Here is a 19,322-nt window from a genome sequence, read left to right as displayed (position 1 = left end):
CTTTCTTTCAAGACAAGGCCGTTGATATCCGGGACGCTCAGGGCATGCGCAACTACGACGTGGGGTCCGCGCCCCGGGACCGCGACGACGAGCGGGGCTGGGAGGTCGCCCGCCCCCGCGGGGACGCCTCCCTCCACGGTGTACGGATGGCGGGGTTCCGCGACCGTGCCGCGGCCGGGCTCGACAAGCACGTGCTTCCGCGGCCCGCGGTGGTGATCGTCATCGGGCTCGGGGACACCCCGTTCACCCTTGAGGGCGCCTGCGGCAGCCGGCGCCTGACCGGCTTCGCCGCGTCGCTGGTACCGGGCGCGACCCGCGTCCGTGGCGAGCGCGTGGAGTGCGTCGAGATGCACGTGTCGCCACCGGCCGCCTATGCGCTGCTGGGCGTCTCACCACAGGACCTGGGCAGCTCCGTCACGGGACTTGACGATCTGTGGGGGCGCCACGCGCTCCATCTGCGCGAGCGGTTGACGGCCGCGCCGTCGTGGCGGGACCGCCTGGCGCTCATGGACGAGTTCCTGGTGCGCCGGGCCGCGCGGGCGCCCTCGATGGCGCCCGAGGTCGCGGCCGCCTGGGGCCGCATCGTGGCCGGCCGAGGCCGCGTACGGGTCGAGGAACTCGCGGCGTCCTGCGGCTGGAGCCGCAAGCGGCTGTGGTCCAGGTTCACCGACCAGGTGGGCCTGACGCCCAAGCGCGCGGCCATGCTGGTGCGCTTCGACGTCGCCGTCCGGGCGCTGCGCGCGGGCGACGGCGTCACCGATGTCGCCCTTGCGTGCGGATACGCCGACCAGTCCCATCTCCACCGCGACGTGCGGGCGTTCGCCGGGTGTACGCCCGGCGCGCTCGCGTCCCTCGCGACGGCCGGCGGCCGGCAGCCGCGGGCCGCCCTGTCCCCCTCACCACCGACGAGAGGAAGACCCACATGACCACCACCGATGTCCGAGCGGCAGACCCGGCGGCCGACCGCCGGCTGATCGTCGGGATGGCCTTCGGAGGCATGGCGGCGCAGACCCTGCGGGCCGCCGTGCGCCTGAGGGTGCCCGAGCTGATCGGCGAGACGCCCCGGCGGGCGGCGGACATCGCCGCCGAGGCGGGCACCGAGCCGCAGACCATGACGCGGCTGTTGCGCGCCCTGGCGGCCCTGGGCGTGCTCGTGCAGGACGCGAGCGGTTCCTTCTCGGCGACGCCCGCGGGCGCTCTCCTCGACCCGCGCCACCCCCACTCGCTCGCTTCCTTTGTCCGGGTGTTCACCGACCCGGTGGCGCTGCGCGCCTGGGAGCATCTGGACGACAGCGTCCGGACCGGGGAGATCGCGTTCGACGCGGTCTTCGGCACGGACTTCTTCCGCCATCTCGCTCAGCACCCCGAGCTGTCGCAGGCGTTCAACTCGGCGATGAGCCAGGCCGCGGGCGCGGCTGCCGGAGCGCTCCCGCACGCCTACGACTTCGGCCGCTTCGGCTCCGTCACCGATGTCGGGGGCGGCGCGGGAACCGTCCTGGCCGGGGTGCTCGACGCGCATCCTCGGCTGACGGGGGTCGTCTACGACACTGCGGAAGGCCTGGCGCAGGCGCCGACGACGCTGGACCGGCACCGTCTCGGGGACCGTTGCACGCTCCGTGCGGGGGACTTCTTCCGCTCCGTTCCCGAGGGATCGGACCTGTATCTGATCAAGAGCGTGCTGCACGACTGGTCGGACGACCAGGCGGTCACGATTCTGCGCCACTGCCGCGAGGTGCTGCCGGCCGGCGGCCGCGTCCTCGTCGTGGAGCCGGTCCTCCCTGACATCGTGGGGCCGGTCCGCCCCGAGACCGCCGCCACCGACGCCGAAGGCCATGCCGCCGACGGCGGGATCACCTATCTGAGCGACCTCAACATGCTGGTGAACGTGGGCGGCAGGGAGCGCACCCGGAAGGACTTCGACGCCGTGTGCCATCGGGCCGGGCTCCGCGTCCTGTCGGTCGCGCCGCTGACGGGCGCCGCACCGTACTGCCTCGTCGAAGCCGCAGCGCAGTGATCGCGACCGCGCCCCGCGGGCAAGCGCGGCCCCGCGCACGCTCCGGACCGAGGTCCGGCGCGGGGCCGCCCCGCCCGGCCGACAGGGACCGGTGTGCGGTCCGGATCAGGAGCGCACGGCCGGCTTCATGACCTCCTCGGCCCACTGCCGGAACGTCGTCGGAGTCGTCGACTCCTCGGTGCGCGGCTCGGCCTTGTCGATGCCCTGGTTCTTGGCGTCGAACATGTCGATCATCGCCTGTGCCATCGCCTCGCTCGAACCGAAGCCGATGAGACGCTCCTTCAGCGCCGGGCCGGGCGTCTGCCGGTAGCCGATGGTCGTGCCGAGGACGTCGGAGAGGGTCTGCGCCATGTCGAGGGGCGTCAGGTCCTCGGGGCCGAGGCAGGCCACCTCGCCGGAGCCGCGCCACGCGTCGTCGAGCAGCAGGCGCGTGGCGGTGGCGGCGATGTCGCGCGAGGCGACCATCGGGGACTTCAGATCGGGGTCGGCCATCAGGAAGAACATGCCCTGCTCCTTCACCGCACGGGCCTGGTGCAGCAGGTTGTGCATGAACGAGGGGCAGGTGACGGCCCGGTAGGGCACGCCGGACGCGCCGATCAGGTCGTCCATCGCGAGGGAGGCGGTCACCGGGCCGGCGTGTGCGGCGAGCGGTGTGCCCCGGCCGAGCGCCGAGATCCCGACCACGCGCTTGACCCCGTGGCGGACGAACGCCTCGCAGGCGGGCCGCGTGAAGTCGACGTACGCGGCGTGGACGTCGGGTCCGGACGGGTCGCCCGGCGCGAGCCAGAACACGGCCTCGGCGCCCACGCACGCGCGGTCGATGACGGCGGGGTCGCCGTGCGAGCCCTCGACGATCTCGACACGTTCCCGCACGTCGGGTGCGAGGCGCGAGGCGTCCCGGACGACGAGCCGCAGGGGCACGCCCCGGTCGAGCAGGCCGGCGACGACGTCGCGGCCGATGGTGCTGGTGGGGGCGGTGATGACGTACATGTGGATCCTTCTGTTCTCGGATGGTGAGGTCGGTGCCGGAGGTCAGGCGGGGCGCGGGATGTAGGCGAGGCCGTGGGCGCCCGCCTCGCCGCGCATGGCGATGTCGAGCCGGCCGATGCCGCGCAGCGTGTCCAGGTCGACGATGTCGACGGTGGAGGAGGCGACGCCGGCCACATAGCCGAGACGGCCGTCCGGCGAGGAGGTGATGGTCAACGGGCAGAGCCCGACGTCCAGTTGGCCCAGCTGCTCGTGGGTGTGGCCGGAGAACACGGTGAGGCGGCCCGCCATGTGGCGTCCCAGCGCGGTCGCCGGGTCGAAGGCGCTGCGCATCTCCGCGACGAGCAGTTTCCCCGTCGCTGTCATGTGGACCGGCAGGACGATGTCGTGGGTGGGCAGGGTGGCGACGACGGAGTGGGTGCGGGCGTCGATGACCCGGACACCGGTCGCCGGACGGTCGGCGGGGTCGGCGTCGGCGTCGAAGGAACCGCCGTACGGCGCGGCGACGTAGACGAGCGACCCGTCGAGCGAGACGGCGATGCCCTCGCTTCCCGGCACCTCGACCTTCGCGGTCAGCACGTCCCGTTCGAGGTCGACGACCGAGACGAACGGCGCCTCCTTGTTGGCCGCGTAACCGGTACGCCCCTCGGGATCGATGACGAACCAGTGCGGGCCGGGCGCGTCCGTGTCGATCCGGCCCAGGGGGCGCCGGGTCTCCGTGTCGATGACGACGACGCCGCCGGGACGGTCCGCCGAGCCCTCCACGCTGACGTAGAGGCGCTTGCGCACGGTGTCGAGGGCGAGGCCGTGGGGCCCGTGTTCCGGGGCGAGGTCGATGATCTCGACGATGCGGCGGGTGTCGGGGTCGATGACGGTCAGCTCGGTGCGCCGGCCGGTGTTGGCGTGGTAGTAGCCCGACGCGTAAGCGGTCGTGCACCACAGCAGTCGCTGCGTGGGGTCGAAGCACAACTCATGCGGTGAGCAGGGGACTTCGAGGGTGTCGAGGTGGCGGTCCGAGGCGGCGTCGTAGAACGAGACCGTCGGCCCGCTCTGGCTGACCACGGCCAGAACGTCGCCCTCACGGTCGGCGCGCGCGGACTGCGGCATGGGAACTCCTTGCTGGAACTGAGGGGGTGTCAGGCGTTCTCGCCGACTCCCTCACTCTCGCCGCCCGGACCCTCCGCAACAATGCAAGGATAAGCACGCAATAGTTGACTCAGACGTAATAATGCAGCTCAGGAGCGTTTCATGGACCTCAATCTGCTGCGCGTCCTCGACGCGCTGCTTCAGGAGAACAGCGTGACTCGCGCCGCCGAGCGCCTCGGCACCTCGCCCGCGGCGGTCAGCCGCACCCTGGCGAAGCTCCGGCGGACCGTCGGCGACCCCCTCCTGGTCCGCGCCGGCCAGGGCCTGGTGCCGACCCCGCGCGCCCTCGAACTGCGGGACGAGGTAGGGGCGTTGCTGCGCGGCTGTGACAACGTGCTGCGGCCCGGGGCGGGTTTCGAGGCCGTGCACCTTCAGCGCACCTTCACGCTGCAGACCGCCGAGCTGCTCCTGGTCGGTCTCGCGGGCACACTGACCGACCGGTTGCAGGCCGAGGCTCCCCACGTGGACGTGGTGTTCCTGCCGGAGTCCGGCGAGGGCGGGCCCGCACTGCGGCAGGGCACGGTCGATGTCGAGCTGGGCGTTCTCAGCCATCTGGACCCCGAGGTCCAGACGCGGGCGCTCGCCCGCATGCCGCTGGTCGGCATCGCCCGCAGCGGCCATCCGCTCTTCGACCGGCCCATCGACGCCCGCGCCTTCGCGGCCGTCGACCACATCGGCATCTCCCGCCTCGGCAAGCGTCTGGGCCCCATCGACGGCGCCCTCGGCGCATTGGGCCTGAGCCGCCGGATCGCCGTCGTGGTGCCCACCCACACGAGCGCGATGCTGCTCGCGCGCGACAGCGACCTCGTCGCGCTCACCCTGCCGGACTGGCTGCCCGACGCCACCTCCGCGCTCGGGCTGCGCACCTTCCCCGTCCCCCTGGACCTGGCACCGCTCGACCTCGGCATGGCCTGGCACCCGCGCAACTCCGGCGACCCCGGACACCGCTGGTTCCGTGACCACGTGGCGGCCTCGGTCCTCGATCCCTCTCGCGCCGCGCACGCGTGACGGGCGCGGTCGCGCGCGACCGGGAGCACGCCGGCGTGAGCGGCCGGTTCATGCCGTTCGCGGGGCGCCGACGCCTTCGTCGTTTGACCCGCCCGACGAAGCAACTTAGCTTCGGATCAAGCTACTTGGCCGCTCGGCGCGCACCGTCGATGTGTCACACGCGACACATTGCGGCGCGGGCGGCGGCCGGACCGGTTCACCTTCTGGGGAGGAACGCGCCATGGACGGCTGGTACGTGGACGAACGGTGCACCAATTGCGACGTGGCCCGGCAATTCGCCCCCGACCTCATCGGCGAGGTCGAAGGGCGCTCCGAGATCCTGCGCACGCCCGTCGACGCCGCAGAGAACCGGCGCTTCCACGCGGCGGTCTTCGCCTGCCCCACCCGCTCCATCCGGCCCGCTTCCGGCCGCGCGGACCGGACGCTCGACCCCTTCCCGATGGCCCTGGACGACACCGTACTGATCTGCGGACACAACTCCACGCACACCGCCGGCGCCAACTCCTATCTACTGCGCCGGCCCGGCGGCACGGCCATGATGATCGACACGCCCCGCTGGAACACCGAACTCGCGGACCGGTACGCCGCGTCGGGCCGGATCACCGATGTGCTGCTGACCCATCGCGACCATGCCGCACACGGCCGCCGGTACGCCGACCACTTCGGCGCGTCCCTGTGGATCCACGAGGGCGACCTCGACGCGGCCCCGGACGCCGACGAGGTGATCCGGGGGCTCGACCCCGTACGCGTCGCGGACGGAGTCACCGCGCAGCCCCTGCCGGGCCACACTCGGGGCAGCGTGCTCTACCTCGCCGACGACCGGTACTGCTTCAGCGGCGACAGCTTCTACTGGTCGCGGGCGGCCGGTGACCTGGCCGTCGCGGACAGCGTCACCTGGTACTCCATCGAGGAGCAGGCCGCCTCCCTGACCCGTACGGCCCCCGGCCTGCGCTTCGAATGGGTCCTGCCGGGCCACGGCGACCGTCACCGGCTGCCCGCCGACGAGATGTCCCGGAGGCTGCGGGACCTGGCGGCGCGCACCCGGCGACTGCGGCCCCGGCCGGTCGACTTCACGGCCGTCCGCTGGTGAGTCCCGCCCCTCCTACCAGGGAAGCGGCCCCTCGGCGTCGACGTACGCGCCGGTGGGGCCTTCGGGGCCGGTCAGCGCCATGCGGACGATGATCTCGGCGCCCTGCTCGACGCTCTGGTGGCCGGTGTTGCCGTTGAGGTCGGTCTTGGTGAAGCCCGGCTCCACCGCGTTGATCCGCAGGGCGGGGAACGCCTTCGCGTACTGCACGGTGACCATGTTGACCGCGGCCTTCGACGCCGGGTAGGCGACGCCCGGATAGCCGTGCGCCGGCGAGGAGGCGTCGGTGGCGCGGGTCAGGGAGGCCAGGCCGCTGCTCACGTTCACGACGACGGGGGCGGCGGAGCGGCACAGCAGCGGAAGGAAGGCGTGGGTGACGCGGACCAGTCCGAAGACATTGGTCTCGAAGGTGCGCCGCATGTCGTCGGCGGTCACGTCCGCGGCGCCGATCACGGTGTTCCCGGCTCCCCGCGCTTCGATCCCCGCGTTGTTGATCAGGACGTCAAGGCCGCCGTCGGCCTCGATGGTCCGTGCCGCGTCCCGCACGGACGCGTCGTCGGTGACGTCGAGCCGGACGGTCCGGGCACCCAGCCGTTCCGCGGCGAGCCGTCCGCGCTCCGCGTCGCGGCTGCCGATGTACACGGTGTGGCCCTCGGCCACGAGACGGCGGGCGGTCTCGAAGCCGAGACCCTTGTTCGCTCCGGTGATCAGTGTGGTGGTCATGGCTCCATGCTGCGGCGCGGAACCGGCGTCGGACAGTCGTCCCGTTGTCCTGGGACCGCCAGTACCAGGAAGAACCACGGGCGACGGTGCACAGTGGGGGCATGGCGAGCACGGAGTTCGGACGGATGGTGCGCAACCGGCGGGACCGGGTCTCCCCCGAGGCGGCGGGCCTGCCCACCGGTGGCCGACGGCGCGCGGCCGGGCTGCGCCGTGAGGAGCTCGCGATGCTCGCGGGGATCTCGGTCGACTACGTGACCCGGCTCGAACAGGGCCGGGCGGCCAACCCGTCGGAGCAGGTCGTCGAGGCGCTCGGCCGGGCGTTGCGCCTGTCCGCGTCCGAACGCGAGCAGCTGTTCCACGCCGCCGGTCTCGTGCCGCCGGGCCGGGGCGCGGTCCCCGCGTACATCACGCCGAGTGTGCACCGGATGCTGGACCGGCTGACCGGGACGCCCGTCGCGGTCTCCGACGCCTCCTGGACGCTGCTCCTCGCCAATCCGCTGTACACGGCCCTGATGGGCGAGCGGCACGGCCGGGACCGCAATGGCGCGTGGCGGGCCTTCGTCGCCTCCGACGGCCGTGTCCGCCACACCCCGGCCTCCCGGTCCGCGCTGCAGAGCGCGGTCGTCGGCGATCTGCGCGCCGCCACCCGGCGCTATCCCGCCGACCGGCGTCTGCGGCAGCTCGTCGCCGAACTGCGCGCGCACAGCGATCGGTTCGCGGAGCTGTGGGACGCCGGCGCGATGGGCCCGCACAAGGCGTCCCTCAAGACCATCGACCATCCCGCGGTGGGCAAGGTGACCCTGGACTGCGATGTGCTGAGCGTCGCCGGGAGCGACCTGCGCATCATGATCTACACGGCGGAGCCCGGCAGCGAGGACGCCGAGCGCCTCGAACTCCTCGCGGTGCTCGGCCCTCACGCGCCCTCCGCACGCCGTGGCGCGGTCGCGTAGCCGGGAGCTCCGGCGGAGAAAACCGGGTGCATTTCAGCAGGTCATCACCCATATACTCGGTGCGAGTTCGAGGAGATGGGAGGTGGGGCCGGTGAAGCTCGCCGAGGCACTGGCAGAACGCGCGGAGGCGACCCGCCGTGTGGAGCAGTTGCGGGCACGCGTCGTCGCAAGCGCGCGTTACCAGGAGGGCGAGACCCCCGCCGAGAACGCCACCGGGTTGCTGGCCGAGACCGATGCCGTACTGGCCACGCTGGAATCGTTGATCCGCCGGATCAACCGGACCAACTCCACGGTGGAGATGGGCCAGGACGGCACCCTCACCGACGCGCTGGCCCGCCGGGACGTGCTGCGGCTGCGCCATTCGGTGATCACCTCGGCCGCGGACGCGGCGGCGGGCACGGGCGAGCGTGGGTACGGGCGCCAGCTGCGCTCCGAGTTGATGATGCTCTCCGCGCTCCCGGTCGCAGAACTGCGCGCGCGGGCCGACGTGCTGGCCCGGGAGATCCGGGAGGTCGACGTCCGGATCCAGCGGGCCAACTGGGAGGTCGACCTGCTGGACTGACGGGTCCGGCAGATCGCGACGATGTGGAGCAGGTAGCTGCTCCGGAGGCGTGCACACGCCGAGGGCCGGCGGTTCTTCCGGCCCACCTGTGGCGCGTGAAGAGCAACGCGGGGGTTCGACTCCCCATCTACGGCGCAGCTCAGCACGGGGCACAGGTAACGGTGCACAGCGCACAGCACATCACCACGTGCAGATCCGGAGCGGTGAGGGCGGGTTCGGGGCTCTCCACATCTTCGCGGGTCGTCGTACGCCGGCATCTCGGCGTACGACGACCCGTTCCCGTGATGAGCCGTTCGTATATGGCGAGCGGCGGCCACCGCGGGAGGTGCAGACTCGGCCCCATGGCGGACATGCGGGCATTCCGGGAAGCGCTCAGTGGCTGGGCGAGCGGCGGCGGCGACAGCACGGCGAGCGCGCCGGCCGGGCGCCTGGGGGTGCGGACCGCCGTGCTCGTGGAGGGGGCGAGCGACGTCGCCGCCGTGGAGACCCTCGCGATACGGCGCGGACGGGACCTCGCCGGCACGGGCGTGTGCGTCGTGCCGATGGGCGGGGCCATGAACGTGGGCCGCTACGCCGCGCTCCTGGGCCCAACCGGCCTCGGCCTACGCCTGGTCGGGCTGTGCGACGCGGGCGAGCGGCGCTTCTACGAACGGGCCCTGCACCGGGCGGGGGCGGCGGACGGCGCCTTCTTCGTGTGCGAGCGGGATCTGGAGGAGGAACTCATCCGCGCGCTCGGCACCGCGAGGGTCGAGGAGGTCGTACGCGTCGAGGGCGACCTGCGCGCCTGGCAGACCTTCGTGCGCCAGCCCGCTCAGCACGGGCGGCCCCCGGAGCAGCAGATGCGGCGTTTCCTCGGCACGAAGAAGGGCCGCAAGATCCGCTACGGCCATCTGCTCGTCGACGCGCTCACCCCCGAGCAGACGCCGGCCCCGCTCGACGGGCTCCTCGGCTGCCTGTGAGCAGGGCCGCCCGCCGCTCGGCGATCAGCGGTCACGCGCGGCCTCCTTGGGTCCCTCAGCCCACCAACAGCACGATCTTCTCCCGTACGTGACCTGCTTCACCGGCGCGGTGCGCCTCCGCGACCTCGGTGAGCGCGAACGTCCGGACGGCCGGGGGCGTGAAGTGCCCTGCCTCGATCAGGTCGCCGATCTCGGCGATCACGTGGACCGCGCGGCCGGTGTCTCCACGGCTGAACAGCACCCCGTGGCGCTGCGCCCCGACGAAGTCGGCGATCGTGACGACGTTCGCCGGGCCCCCCGCGAGCTCGATGAGTTCGGGCAGGACACCGCTCCCGGCGACATCGAGGGCGAGGCCGACGCCGTCGGGCGCGAGCGCGCGGACCCGGTCGGTGAGACCCTCGCCGTACGTGACGGGCTCGGCGCCCAAGGTGCGAAGGTAGTCGTGGTTCGCCGGTCCCGCGGTGCCGATCACGCGGGCGCCCCGCACCACGGCGAGTTGCACCGCCGCGCTGCCGACGACTCCCGAAGCGCCGTTGATGAGCAGCGTGCCGCCGTCCCCGACACCGAGCTGGTCGAGCGCGCGCGTGGCCGTCTCGAGGGCGGCGGGCAGCGCGGCGGCACGGGCGAAGCCGAGCGACGGCGGGATCGGCGCATAGTGCGACAGCACCGCCAACTCTGCCTGGGCCGCGCCCTGTTCACAGAATCCGAACACCGGGTCACCGACGGCGACATCCATGACACCGTCGCCGAGTTCGTCGACGACGCCGGCCGCCTCGTACCCCATGGTCTGGGGAAGCTCCTCGTCCATCAGGCCCTGGCGCTTCTTCCAGTCGCTCGCGTTGGCGCCGGCCGCGCGTACCGCGATCCGGACCTGACCGGGACCGGGCCGTGGGTCGGGCAGGTCCACGATCTCCAGGACCTCGGGCCCGCCGAACGCGCTGAAACGGACAGCCTTCATCATTCGCTCCGATCTCGAGCCCGGCCGTACGGTGCGGCGCCGCACCGTCCTGCCGGTGGTGCCATGGGTTCCCCATGATCCCCCACCCCTGGTTCCGCTCCGTGGTGCTTTCCGTGGTCGCCATCGGGCGAGGGCGCACCGGCCGGGCAGGGCCAACTCGCGGAGCAGCGCGGAGACATGGGACTCGACGGTGCGCAGGGAGATGACGAGGTGGCCGGCCGTGCGGCCGCGTAGGCTCTGCTCCGTCATCGCCACTCGTAGGGAGACCGTCGGCATGCGTACGTGGAACACGACCCTCACGGTCTCGGGCGTCCACAGCCCGCGACTGCGCCAGGACTACACCACGCAGCGCGCGCTCGTCGCCGGATACCGCCGCCAGACCTACCTGGCGGTGCGTCTGCTGCTGCCGCCCACGGTGGTGCCCCATGTCGTCGCCGCTGTCGCGTTCATGCACCACACCGACACGCTGTTGGACGCCCCGCCCGCCGACGCCGTCGGCGAGGACACGTACGACGCGTGGGAGGCCGAGGTCCGCCGTGGTCTGGCCACCGGGGAGAGCGGCCACCCCGTGCTCCGGCCGCTGCTGCACACCCTCACCGTGCACCCCTCATTGCGCTCCCCCGTCGAGCGGTTTCTCGCGGGCGCGCCCTTCGACCGTGACTTCACGGGCTTCGCCGACGAAGACGAGTACCAGCGGTATGTCGACGCGTACTCGCTTCCGGCGTTCATGCTCGTGGCCTCGCTGCTCTTCGCGCCGGGCGGGGACCGGGAGGAGGCCGAGCGGGCGTGCCGTTCCTACATCGACGGCAGCCAGCGCCTCGACTTCGTCTGCGACCTCGCCGAGGATCTGCGCGAGGGGCGGCTCGGCCTCCCCGAGCAGACGATGAAGAGCCACGGCGTCTGCCGGGAGGACCTTGAGCAGGGGCGTGACACACCGGGCGTACGGGCGCTGCTGCGCGAGATGCTGACCCGGGCCCGGCGCGACCTGCTCGACAGCCGGGTCCTGCCACGGCTCGTAGCGCCCCCGCACCGCGCGTTCACCCGGGCCTTCGTCACCCTTGAGGTGCTCACGGCCGACGCGGCGACGGCCGCGGGCACCCGCGTGCTGCGCGAGCCCGCGAGCCCTTCGCTGCCCGCCGCGCTGCGCGTGGTGGCCCGTGAATACGTCCGCCGGGGCCGCTGACACAGGGCGCCGGCGCGAGGGCGCGGTGCCCGGCCGAGCGCCCCGCGCCGACCTCACGTACGGACGTCAACGCAGCCGCCCGTCCGCCGCACGGAAGAGCGATCCGATCACTCGATCGTGAGTTCCTCCGCCTTCGTCCCTTCCGTGCCGCCATGCTCGGCGGCACGGAGCGGGCGGGACCGGCCCGCCCGAGGCGGTGGCAGTGGGCGGAGGACATGGGCATGACGCAGGAACCTGGTCGGCACGCGGGCATGGACCGGCGGGCGGTGCTGCTGGCGGCGGGGCTCGCCGATCTGGCGGTCAGTACGGCGGCCACGGCGCTGGGCACGGTCCGGGGGCTGCTGCGCCGTTCGGACGCCGCCGAACTGGCCGCGGAGGCCGAGCACGACCTGATGGCGCGGGGCCGCCTGGTCCTCGGACGCTACGGCGATGTGCCCCCGGCCCACCTGGAGATCCTGGCCCGGCACGTCGTGGCCCGGAAGGCCGCCGATGGGGTCTGAGCGGTGGGAGCCGGCCGCGTTCAAGTCCCGTGTCGACGAGGTGCTCAGCGGGTTCGTCGCGGAGGAGGCCGATCGCTTCGCTGCGATCGATCCGCTCCTCGACCCGGTGGCCGAGCAACTGGAGAGGGCGCTCGCGGACGGCAAACGGCTGCGCGCGGCGTTCTGCTACTGGGGCTGGCGCGCGGCGGGGCAGCCCGACAGCGACGCGCTGGTGCGGGCCGCGGCCTCCATGGAGCTGGTGCACGCCGCCGCGGTCGTGCACGACGACCTCATCGACGACAGTTCGCTGCGCCACGGGCGGCCCACCGCGCACATCGCCCTGCGCGGCGCGGTGCGGCGGGGCCCTCGGGCCGACGCCGCGGCGAGGTCGCTCGCGATGCTGGTGGGCGACCTGCTGATGGCGCTGGCCGGGCAGCTGTTCGCCACCAGTGGCCTGCCGGCCGCCTACCTTGCTCGGGCGCGCCCGCTGTGGTGGGTGATGGCGCGCGAGCTCATCGCCGGCGAGTGCCTGGAGATCCTGCGGACCGGCGCCGACCCCGACACCACGGCGTCCATGAAGGTGATCCGCTACAAGACCGCCAAGTACACCGTGGAGCAGCCCCTGTTGATCGGTGGCGCGCTGGCCGGTGCGGGTGCCCGGCTGCGCGAGGGGTACTGCGCGTACGGGCTGCCGCTCGGCGAGGCGTTCCAGCTGCGGGACGATCTGCTCGGCCTGTTCGGCGACCCGGGGCACACGGGAAAGGCCAACGCCGACGACGTGCGCGGCCAGCGGCCCACGGCTCTGCTCGCGGAGACCTGGCGGCTGGCCGACGGTGCCGAGCGCGAGGTGCTGCGGGCCCTGGTGGGCCGGAGCGATCTGGACCGGGAGGGCCTGGACACGGTCCGCGCGACGATGCGCAGGACCGGTGCTCCCGACCGCGTGGAGCACATGATCAGCACACGGGTGGAGGAGGCCCTGGGCGTACTCCACGACCTCGATGTGCCGGCGCCCGCGGCCACGGCCCTGACGACGCTCGCGCACTCCGCGGCGGTCCGCGTGTCCTGACCCGCGCGGCCCCGTCGCGCGCCCTCCCGCCCCTCCCCCGGCCGCCGGGGCTCCCGCTGCTCCGGGAGGTCCCGCGGCCGAAGACGTGGACCACTAGGAGCCCCATGAACTGCACCGAGGCCTCGATGACCGCCCTGCGCACGGCCGGTGACGAACTCGCCGACGCCACCGTCGCCGAACTGTTCGCGCGGGGGCAGGTGGGCACCTTCAACACCTTGATGCGGTACGTGTCCACCGCCGGCGCTCCCCTGCCGGACGGCCTGCCCGACGTCGCCCGGGAGTACCTCGACGCCACGAGCGTCCCACCGTCCTGGGTCGACTGGGGCGAGATGGAGAAGGCGCGCCTGTTCTTCATCGACAACAACGTGCACATCTCCACGGCGCTCTCCTTCGCCTCCATGCCGGCCTGCTACGTCGTGCCGCACGTGGCGAAGCTGCTGTCGGCCACCCACGGTCTGAAGTACCCGTCCAAGCGCATGGCGGAGACCGGGCAGTTCACCGTCTACCTGATGCAGCCCGATGCCTTCGAGGCCGGCAGCCGCTTCATTCCGGCGGCCCAGAAGGTGCGGCTCCTGCACGCGTCGATCCGTCATCACCTCATCCGGGAGGACCGGTGGGACGTCGGGGCCCTCGGCACGCCGATCTGTCAGGAGGACCTGATCGGCGGGCAGATGTTCTTCTCGATGCTCGTCCTCGACAGTCTGCACCGGCTCGGCATCCACATGTCGACGGAGGGCGCGGAGGCCTACTACTACGCGTGGCGCGTGGTCGGCGCCATGCTCGGCGTCGACCAGGAGGCCGTCCCCAAGTCCCTCGACGAGGCACGCCAGTTCCTCGATCTGTACATGCTCCGGCACATGGGGCCGTCGCCCGAGGGGGCGGAGCTGACCCGCCAGCTCATCGACCTGTACGAGGAGATCGTGCCGGGCACCTTCTTCGACCCGATCGTCTCGGCGCTCATCCGCTATCTGGTCGGAGACACCTGCGCGGACTGGCTCCAGGTGCCCCGCACGCCGTGGGACACCGTCGTCAAGGCCGTCCCCCACCTGCTCGGTGTCCTGGAGACGATCGAGGACCGCTCTCCGTTCGGCGCCTGGGCGCTCGACCGCATCGGCCACCTCACCGCCGTCTTCGAACTGTCCTCCCTGACCCGGGGGCGCGTCATGCACTACGCGATCCCGGAGAGCCTCAAGGAGGAGTACGGAATCTCCAACGCGGTGCCCCGCACCCACCGTTGGACCCCGCCGGCGGCCACGGTCCGGCCGTAGTCCGCGGCCGCCCGCCGCCCAGGGCCGGCGCCGTCGCGCCGCCCGTGGGGTGCGGGCGGCACGTCGAGGTTCCCCTACGCGTTCGTGACGTCCCCGGGCTCGCGCCCTCGGACGATCGCCATCAGCCGGCCGTGCGTGTCCGCGTCGGCGGCCACCAGCAGGCCCCGGCCCCCGGGTCCGACCGGGGCGCCGGTGATGTCGGTGACCACGCAGCCGGCGGCTCGGCACAGGGCGATGCCGGCGGCGAAGTGGACGCTGGCCGAGAGGTCGCCGCCGTCGGTGATGTACGCCGCCCGCTTGCCGGCCGCGACCCAGGCGAGCGCCAGGGTCGTGGACACGACGCGCGGGCGGAACCGTTCCACGAAGCCGGCGTGGGCCAGGACGTCCACGGCGCGGAACTCGGGGGCGCCCGGGAAGGGCGGGTCCAGGTTGAGGTCCACCAACTGGGTGGCCGGGGTGGGTGCGAGGGGCGTGTCGGCCCCGTCGTGACGTACCCAGGCGCGCTGCCCGTCGGTGTGGAAGACCTCGTCGGCGAATGGGTCGGCCACCGCCGCCGGGCCGTCGCGCAGCGCCACGTTGACGGCCACCAGCATGTTCCCGACGGCGTAGTTCAAGGTGCCGCAGAGGGGGTCGACCAGCCACTCGCGCGCCGCGCCCTCGGCTCCCCGCCGCCCGCCCTCCTCGCCGAGCACCCCGTCCTCGGGCCGCGCGGCGCGGATGACGCCGAGGATGGCTTCCTCGGCCGCCACATCGGCGGCGGTGGCGAAGTCGCCGGCTCCCTTGTCGATGCGGGCGAGGCGGCGGCCGTAGAGCCCACGGACCACGTCCGCACCGGCGCGGGCGGCGGCTATGGCGACCTCGGTGTCATCGAGGCCCGAGCAGGAGGAGATCATGCGGGCAGACTACTGGCCCGCCCCGTACGGGAGTTCACGACAGGGGCGCCGACGCCGCACAGGGGCGGCGGTCGCGGCGGTGCCGGGCGCGCCTGCCCCCTCGACTCCCCCTCGATCACAGCTTCATAACGTCCCGTCATGACCCTGGCAGTAACATTTCACATATCACATGATGCCTGCCATGAGAAAAGTCTTGGCGCTGCTCTCCGCAGCCACAGCCGTCGTGGCGCTCTCCGGAACGTCCGCCGGCGCCGCGCCCGGTGGCGCCGTCCATGAGGACACCGGGCAGGGGAAGCTCGTATGGAGCTCCTGCGACGACCCGACCGCGCCCACGCTCCAGTGCGCGATGCTCGACGTACCGGTCGACTACGCCGACCCGCACGGCCGCAAGATCAAGATCAAGGTGAACCGGCTCCCGGCCACCGCGCCCAGGAGCAGGCAGCAGGGCCCGATCCTGCTCAACCCCGGGGGCCCCGGGGACTCGGGGCTGTGGATGCCGGCCTACATCGCCGGACAGATCCCCAAGGACGTCGCCTCGACCTACGACTGGATCGGCTTCGACCCGCGCGGCACCAACGGCAGCGAGCCCCATGTCACCTGCGACGCCCACTACTTCGACGGCGAGCGTCCCGACTACCAGGTGAGTCAGGGCACGTCGAAGGCGTGGCTCGCGAAGGCAGCCGGGTACGCCGCCGACTGCGCGGCCGACTGGTCCTGGCTCATGCCGCACATGACCACCGTCGACAGCGCCCGCGACATGGACAGCATCCGGCGGGCACTGGGGGCGCCGAAGATCAACTTCTATGGCGGCTCGTGGGGCACCTCGCTCGGCTCGACCTACGGCCAGCTCTTCCCCTCACGCGTCCGCCGCATGGTCCTGGACAGCATCGTCGGCCCCACCATCACGTGGTACGACCACAACGTCCTCCAGGACAAGGAGCACCAGCGCCGCTTCGACGCCTTCGCGGCCTGGGCCGCCAAGGCGGACTCCGTCTACCACCTGGGCACGGACACCGCAGCCGTCGAGAAGGCGTACCAGCAGGTCGAGGCGGGGCTGCGGGCCACCCCGGTCGACGCGGCCCCGGCGCCGGGCAGGATCGGACCCGCCGAGTTCGAGGACACCTTCTACGGCGGTGGGTACAACTTCCTGCGCTGGCCGCGGATGGCCACCGTGCTCTCGGCATACCTCACCCAGCACGACACCCGGCCCCTGAACGAGGCCTACAACCGGTACGCGGCGCCGGGCGGCGACGACGGCACGTTCCCGGCGTACAACGCGGCCCAGTGCACCGAGAACGCCTGGCCCCGTGACTGGGACTTCTGGCAGAAGGACCAGGCGAAGGTCGACGCGTCGGCACCCTTCTACACCTATAACAACATGTGGTACAACGCCGCTTGTATGTTCTGGCCCCACCAGGGCGACCCGGCGGGCCGCATGAAGATCACCGGAAAGGGCCTGCCGCCGGTCCTGCTCTTCCAGGCCACCGAGGACGCCGCCACTCCGTACGAGGGCGGGCTCGCGATGCACGACGCGCTGCCGGGTTCGAAGCTGGTCGTCCAGAACGGCGGCAGCTTCCACGAGATCCTCTTCCACGGCAACGCCTGCCTCAACGACACCTTCACCGACTACCTGCGTGACGGCACCCTCCCCCACGGCCGCGGCCGCATCGCCAAGACGTGCGCCCCGGAGCCCGACCCCGCGCCGGACTACGTGGCCTCCACGCCGTCCCTCACGGCGAAGGGCGCCGCCGCTCCCCTGGCGCCGACCGACCCGGAGGCCGTCCGCGGCGTGCTGCGCTAGCGGCCCGCTCCCTCAGGTTTCCGACAGCGGCCGCCGGCGCGTTCCGACGGCCGCTTCGCCATTGACGAGCAACGCCCGCCGCACGAAACGCAGTTGACGTGCCGGGCCTACACCTTCAGGCCGTTGCGCGTGACGTACCAGTTGTGGAAGGCGATCAGGCCACCGAGCAGCACCAGCCAGAGGACGGTGCTGGTGAGGGGGAAGGCGTCCACCGAGATCGTGTACGCCAGCACCACCCGCAGGACCGAGTCGAGCAGGAAGACCGCGCCCCAGATCGCCGTGATCACACGCAGGTGGTGGCGGAAGCCGGGTTCCACGTCCCACCGGGCCTCCCATACGGCGAGTCCCTCCTCGCCGACCTTGGCGATGACGATGCCGCGCGCGGCGGACATCATGAAGGGGCGCCGGGTGAGCAGGGTGCCGAGCACCCACAGCCCGATCGTGGCGGTCAGCCAGCTGTCCCGGATCATCAGCGCCCGCGGGCTGCCGGTGACGAGGCTCAGCAGGGTGCCGGCCACCACCAGGCTCAGCGTGAACACCGCCATCGCCTCGACGCGGCGCTGCCGCACCACGCCGTACGCGATCCAGGGCAGCAGCAGCGCGCCGCCGACGGTCATCGAGAGCCACTGGCCGGCACCGAGCGCCCGGAGGCCGTAGTAGGAGCCGAGCGGCAGGACGAGTTCGAAGAGCAGTTGTGCGACGAGGCGCCTGCGCAGGGCCGCCGTGCCCCGCGCCCGGGGCGCCTCGGGCGCCGGGCCCGTCTGCGTGTGTGAAGCCGGTTGTGCCGTCATGCTGGTTACCCCCGTGTGTGCTGCGGTCATGGCGTGTTGCGGGTGGCCCGGTCGAACAGGTCGGCCAGCTCCCTTCCTGCGGCCCGCACGTCGAGGCCGGGGTCGTGGGTCGCGCGACGCACCACGTCGTCGATGGAGGCGCGGATCGCGCGCATCATGACCCAGGGGTCGAAGGCGCGGAATTCGCCCGCCCGTTGCGCCTTGCGGATCTGCTCCACCTGCTGGGCGAGGATCGCCTCCGACCCGTCGAGGAACGCGAGCATCCCGGGGTCCTCGCCGCGCAGGTTGGAGAGGATCTCGACGAGCGCCACCAAGTGCTTCGGGTGGTCGGCGAGCAGGTCGAGGTTGCCCTCGATGGAGGCGCGGAGCCGGGCGGCGTAGCTCTCGTGGGCCTCGATCCGGGGCCGCACGTATCCGTCCGCCAGCTGCATCACCTCCGTGACGACCTCGCGCATCAGATCGCCCCGGCCCTTGAAGTGGTAGGAGATCATCCCCGTGCTGCTCAGCCCGGCGCTCTCGGCGATCTTCGCGAACGAGGCCCGGTGGTAGCCGAGTTCGGCGATGGTCTCGATCGCGGCGGCGACGATCTGCGCCCGCCGCCCCGTCTCCGTGAACGAGGGGCCTGCCTTTTGCTTGCCCGTGCTGGGTTTTGCTTGCATGAGCAAGACGGTAGCGCCGTTTGCTCAGCCGAGCAAGACATGAGCGGGAGTCGGTGATCCATGGCCCCCGGGGGGCACGGCCGGGCCCCGCCGGGCGCCTGCGAGCATGGGGGCATGCCACACCAGCCAGGGGGAGCCATGGGCGCAGCGAACACCACGGACGCGGACACACCTGAATCCACACGGGGGTTCGCCTGCCGCTCGTGGCATCTCGTCGCGGTGGGCGCCCTGTTGGGCGCGGTCGCCTTCTGGGAGCGCTGGGAGGCGTCCCGATCCGGACGCCGGTATGTGCTGTGCCACCACTCCGCCCGGCTGGACCACCTCACGCTGACCGCTCTCGGCCTCATCGGGAGCGCCCTGATCGTCTCCGTCGCCTGCGCTGTCGCCGCGGACTCCCGGGGCGCGGTGGCCTCGCGCAGGCTCGCCGCCGGCTGCTTCGTGGCGGTGCTCGCACTCGTGGTGGCCGCGGACACCGTGGACGCCGCCGGCGAGCGGCTCGCGGGGCGCCTCAGCGCGGCCGAGCCGTTCGAGGCGGCCGTGTGCGACTACACCCCGCAGGACTACGCGGCGACGCCCGGCTGGTTCACCTGGTGAGGTCCCGCACCGGCGCACATGAGCGCCACACCGGCCCCGCCCCGAGTCCGAACACCGTCCCCGCCCAGCGGACTTGAGCTCGATGTCCGCTGCCGGGTTCGAGTCCGAGCCTCACGCCCGCCTCCACGCCTGAGCCTCACCGCACCCACCAGCCACATCGTTCACATCGGGCACTCGATCTCGCCAAATCTTCG

General features: G+C 72.5%; 20 protein-coding genes. 13 read left to right on the top strand and 7 right to left on the bottom strand.

Annotation, left to right across the window (positions count from 1 at the left end; genetic code table 11):
• Positions 1-44 precede the first annotated feature (44 nt).
• The gene (locus OOJ98_RS13850) at positions 45-926 is read left to right on the top strand and encodes an AraC family transcriptional regulator (RefSeq protein WP_267054964.1); all 882 of its coding nucleotides are present in this window, start codon (positions 45-47) and stop codon (positions 924-926) included.
• Positions 923-2,014 (top strand): methyltransferase, encoded by a 1,092-nt coding sequence (locus tag OOJ98_RS13845; RefSeq protein WP_267054963.1) that lies wholly within the window; start codon positions 923-925, stop codon positions 2,012-2,014. The genes OOJ98_RS13850 and OOJ98_RS13845 overlap by 4 nt, the downstream gene beginning before the upstream one ends.
• A gap of 105 nt (positions 2,015-2,119) precedes the next feature.
• On the opposite strand, the gene OOJ98_RS13840 is transcribed toward OOJ98_RS13845, so the two are convergent.
• Entirely contained in the window at positions 2,120-3,004 is an 885-nt protein-coding gene (locus OOJ98_RS13840) for an NAD(P)H-binding protein (protein WP_267054962.1), read from the bottom strand.
• 42 nt (positions 3,005-3,046) lie between these two features.
• On the bottom strand, positions 3,047-4,108 hold the full coding sequence (locus OOJ98_RS13835) for a YncE family protein (RefSeq protein WP_267054961.1): 1,062 nt from the start codon (positions 4,106-4,108) through the stop codon (positions 3,047-3,049).
• A 141-nt stretch (positions 4,109-4,249) separates the two neighbouring features.
• On the opposite strand from OOJ98_RS13835, the gene OOJ98_RS13830 reads away from it, so the two are divergent.
• Positions 4,250-5,155 carry a LysR family transcriptional regulator gene (locus tag OOJ98_RS13830; protein ID WP_267054960.1) on the top strand — a complete coding sequence of 302 codons (906 nt, stop codon included), beginning with the start codon at positions 4,250-4,252 and terminating at the stop codon, positions 5,153-5,155.
• Between the two features lie 220 nt (positions 5,156-5,375).
• The gene (locus OOJ98_RS13825; RefSeq protein WP_267054959.1) at positions 5,376-6,245 is read left to right on the top strand and encodes an MBL fold metallo-hydrolase; all 870 of its coding nucleotides are present in this window, start codon (positions 5,376-5,378) and stop codon (positions 6,243-6,245) included.
• A gap of 12 nt (positions 6,246-6,257) precedes the next feature.
• Here OOJ98_RS13825 and OOJ98_RS13820 read toward each other — a convergent pair whose 3' ends face one another.
• Complete coding sequence (locus OOJ98_RS13820; protein WP_267054958.1) at positions 6,258-6,965, bottom strand: SDR family NAD(P)-dependent oxidoreductase; 708 nt, start codon at positions 6,963-6,965, stop codon at positions 6,258-6,260.
• A gap of 101 nt (positions 6,966-7,066) precedes the next feature.
• Here OOJ98_RS13820 and OOJ98_RS13815 point away from each other — a divergent pair, with 101 nt between their 5' ends.
• The 3 genes from OOJ98_RS13815 (at position 7,067) to OOJ98_RS13805 (ending at position 9,436) form a co-directional block, all read left to right on the top strand.
• Positions 7,067-7,915: a helix-turn-helix transcriptional regulator gene (locus OOJ98_RS13815; RefSeq protein ID WP_267054957.1), complete on the top strand. Its 849-nt coding sequence runs from the start codon at positions 7,067-7,069 to the stop codon at positions 7,913-7,915.
• 91 nt (positions 7,916-8,006) lie between these two features.
• Positions 8,007-8,477: a DIP1984 family protein gene (locus OOJ98_RS13810; RefSeq protein ID WP_267054956.1), complete on the top strand. Its 471-nt coding sequence runs from the start codon at positions 8,007-8,009 to the stop codon at positions 8,475-8,477.
• Positions 8,478-8,818: 341 nt separating this feature from the next.
• Positions 8,819-9,436 carry a TOPRIM nucleotidyl transferase/hydrolase domain-containing protein gene (locus OOJ98_RS13805; RefSeq protein ID WP_267054955.1) on the top strand — a complete coding sequence of 206 codons (618 nt, stop codon included), beginning with the start codon at positions 8,819-8,821 and terminating at the stop codon, positions 9,434-9,436.
• Positions 9,437-9,491: 55 nt separating this feature from the next.
• On the opposite strand, the gene OOJ98_RS13800 is transcribed toward OOJ98_RS13805, so the two are convergent.
• Positions 9,492-10,394, bottom strand: coding sequence for an NADP-dependent oxidoreductase (locus OOJ98_RS13800; protein WP_267054954.1), 903 nt, complete (start codon positions 10,392-10,394; stop codon positions 9,492-9,494).
• 274 nt (positions 10,395-10,668) lie between these two features.
• Between OOJ98_RS13800 and OOJ98_RS13795 the strand changes: the two genes are divergently transcribed.
• From OOJ98_RS13795 to OOJ98_RS13780, 4 genes are all read left to right on the top strand, one after another.
• The gene (locus OOJ98_RS13795; RefSeq protein WP_267054953.1) at positions 10,669-11,577 is read left to right on the top strand and encodes a squalene/phytoene synthase family protein; all 909 of its coding nucleotides are present in this window, start codon (positions 10,669-10,671) and stop codon (positions 11,575-11,577) included.
• A gap of 221 nt (positions 11,578-11,798) precedes the next feature.
• The gene (locus tag OOJ98_RS13790) at positions 11,799-12,077 is read left to right on the top strand and encodes a polyprenyl synthetase (protein WP_267054952.1); all 279 of its coding nucleotides are present in this window, start codon (positions 11,799-11,801) and stop codon (positions 12,075-12,077) included.
• Positions 12,067-13,122 (top strand): polyprenyl synthetase family protein, encoded by a 1,056-nt coding sequence (locus OOJ98_RS13785; RefSeq protein WP_267054951.1) that lies wholly within the window; start codon positions 12,067-12,069, stop codon positions 13,120-13,122. The genes OOJ98_RS13790 and OOJ98_RS13785 overlap by 11 nt, the downstream gene beginning before the upstream one ends.
• 104 nt (positions 13,123-13,226) lie before the next feature.
• Positions 13,227-14,390: an oxygenase MpaB family protein gene (locus tag OOJ98_RS13780; protein ID WP_267054950.1), complete on the top strand. Its 1,164-nt coding sequence runs from the start codon at positions 13,227-13,229 to the stop codon at positions 14,388-14,390.
• A gap of 74 nt (positions 14,391-14,464) precedes the next feature.
• On the opposite strand, the gene OOJ98_RS13775 is transcribed toward OOJ98_RS13780, so the two are convergent.
• Positions 14,465-15,283, bottom strand: coding sequence for an inositol monophosphatase family protein (locus OOJ98_RS13775; protein ID WP_267054949.1), 819 nt, complete (start codon positions 15,281-15,283; stop codon positions 14,465-14,467).
• A 181-nt stretch (positions 15,284-15,464) separates the two neighbouring features.
• On the opposite strand from OOJ98_RS13775, the gene OOJ98_RS13770 reads away from it, so the two are divergent.
• The gene (locus OOJ98_RS13770) at positions 15,465-17,084 is read left to right on the top strand and encodes an alpha/beta hydrolase (RefSeq protein ID WP_267054948.1); all 1,620 of its coding nucleotides are present in this window, start codon (positions 15,465-15,467) and stop codon (positions 17,082-17,084) included.
• A gap of 107 nt (positions 17,085-17,191) precedes the next feature.
• Here the strand turns inward: OOJ98_RS13770 and OOJ98_RS13765 are convergent, their stop codons facing one another.
• Together OOJ98_RS13765 and OOJ98_RS13760 are read right to left on the bottom strand one after the other, a co-directional pair.
• Entirely contained in the window at positions 17,192-17,875 is a 684-nt protein-coding gene (locus tag OOJ98_RS13765) for a VC0807 family protein (protein WP_267054947.1), read from the bottom strand.
• A gap of 26 nt (positions 17,876-17,901) precedes the next feature.
• Positions 17,902-18,534, bottom strand: coding sequence for a TetR/AcrR family transcriptional regulator (locus tag OOJ98_RS13760; RefSeq protein ID WP_267054946.1), 633 nt, complete (start codon positions 18,532-18,534; stop codon positions 17,902-17,904).
• A 138-nt stretch (positions 18,535-18,672) separates the two neighbouring features.
• On the opposite strand from OOJ98_RS13760, the gene OOJ98_RS13755 reads away from it, so the two are divergent.
• Positions 18,673-19,128, top strand: a complete 456-nt coding sequence (locus tag OOJ98_RS13755) for a hypothetical protein (RefSeq protein WP_267054945.1) — start codon at positions 18,673-18,675, stop codon at positions 19,126-19,128.
• Positions 19,129-19,322: the final 194 nt, after the last annotated feature.

The organism is Streptomyces sp. NBC_00083, from assembly GCF_026343295.1.
Classification (GTDB): Bacteria; Actinomycetota; Actinomycetes; order Streptomycetales; family Streptomycetaceae; genus Streptomyces.
The sequence above is the reverse complement of the archived record's forward strand: the minus strand, read 5'-3'. Positions and strand labels throughout refer to the sequence as shown.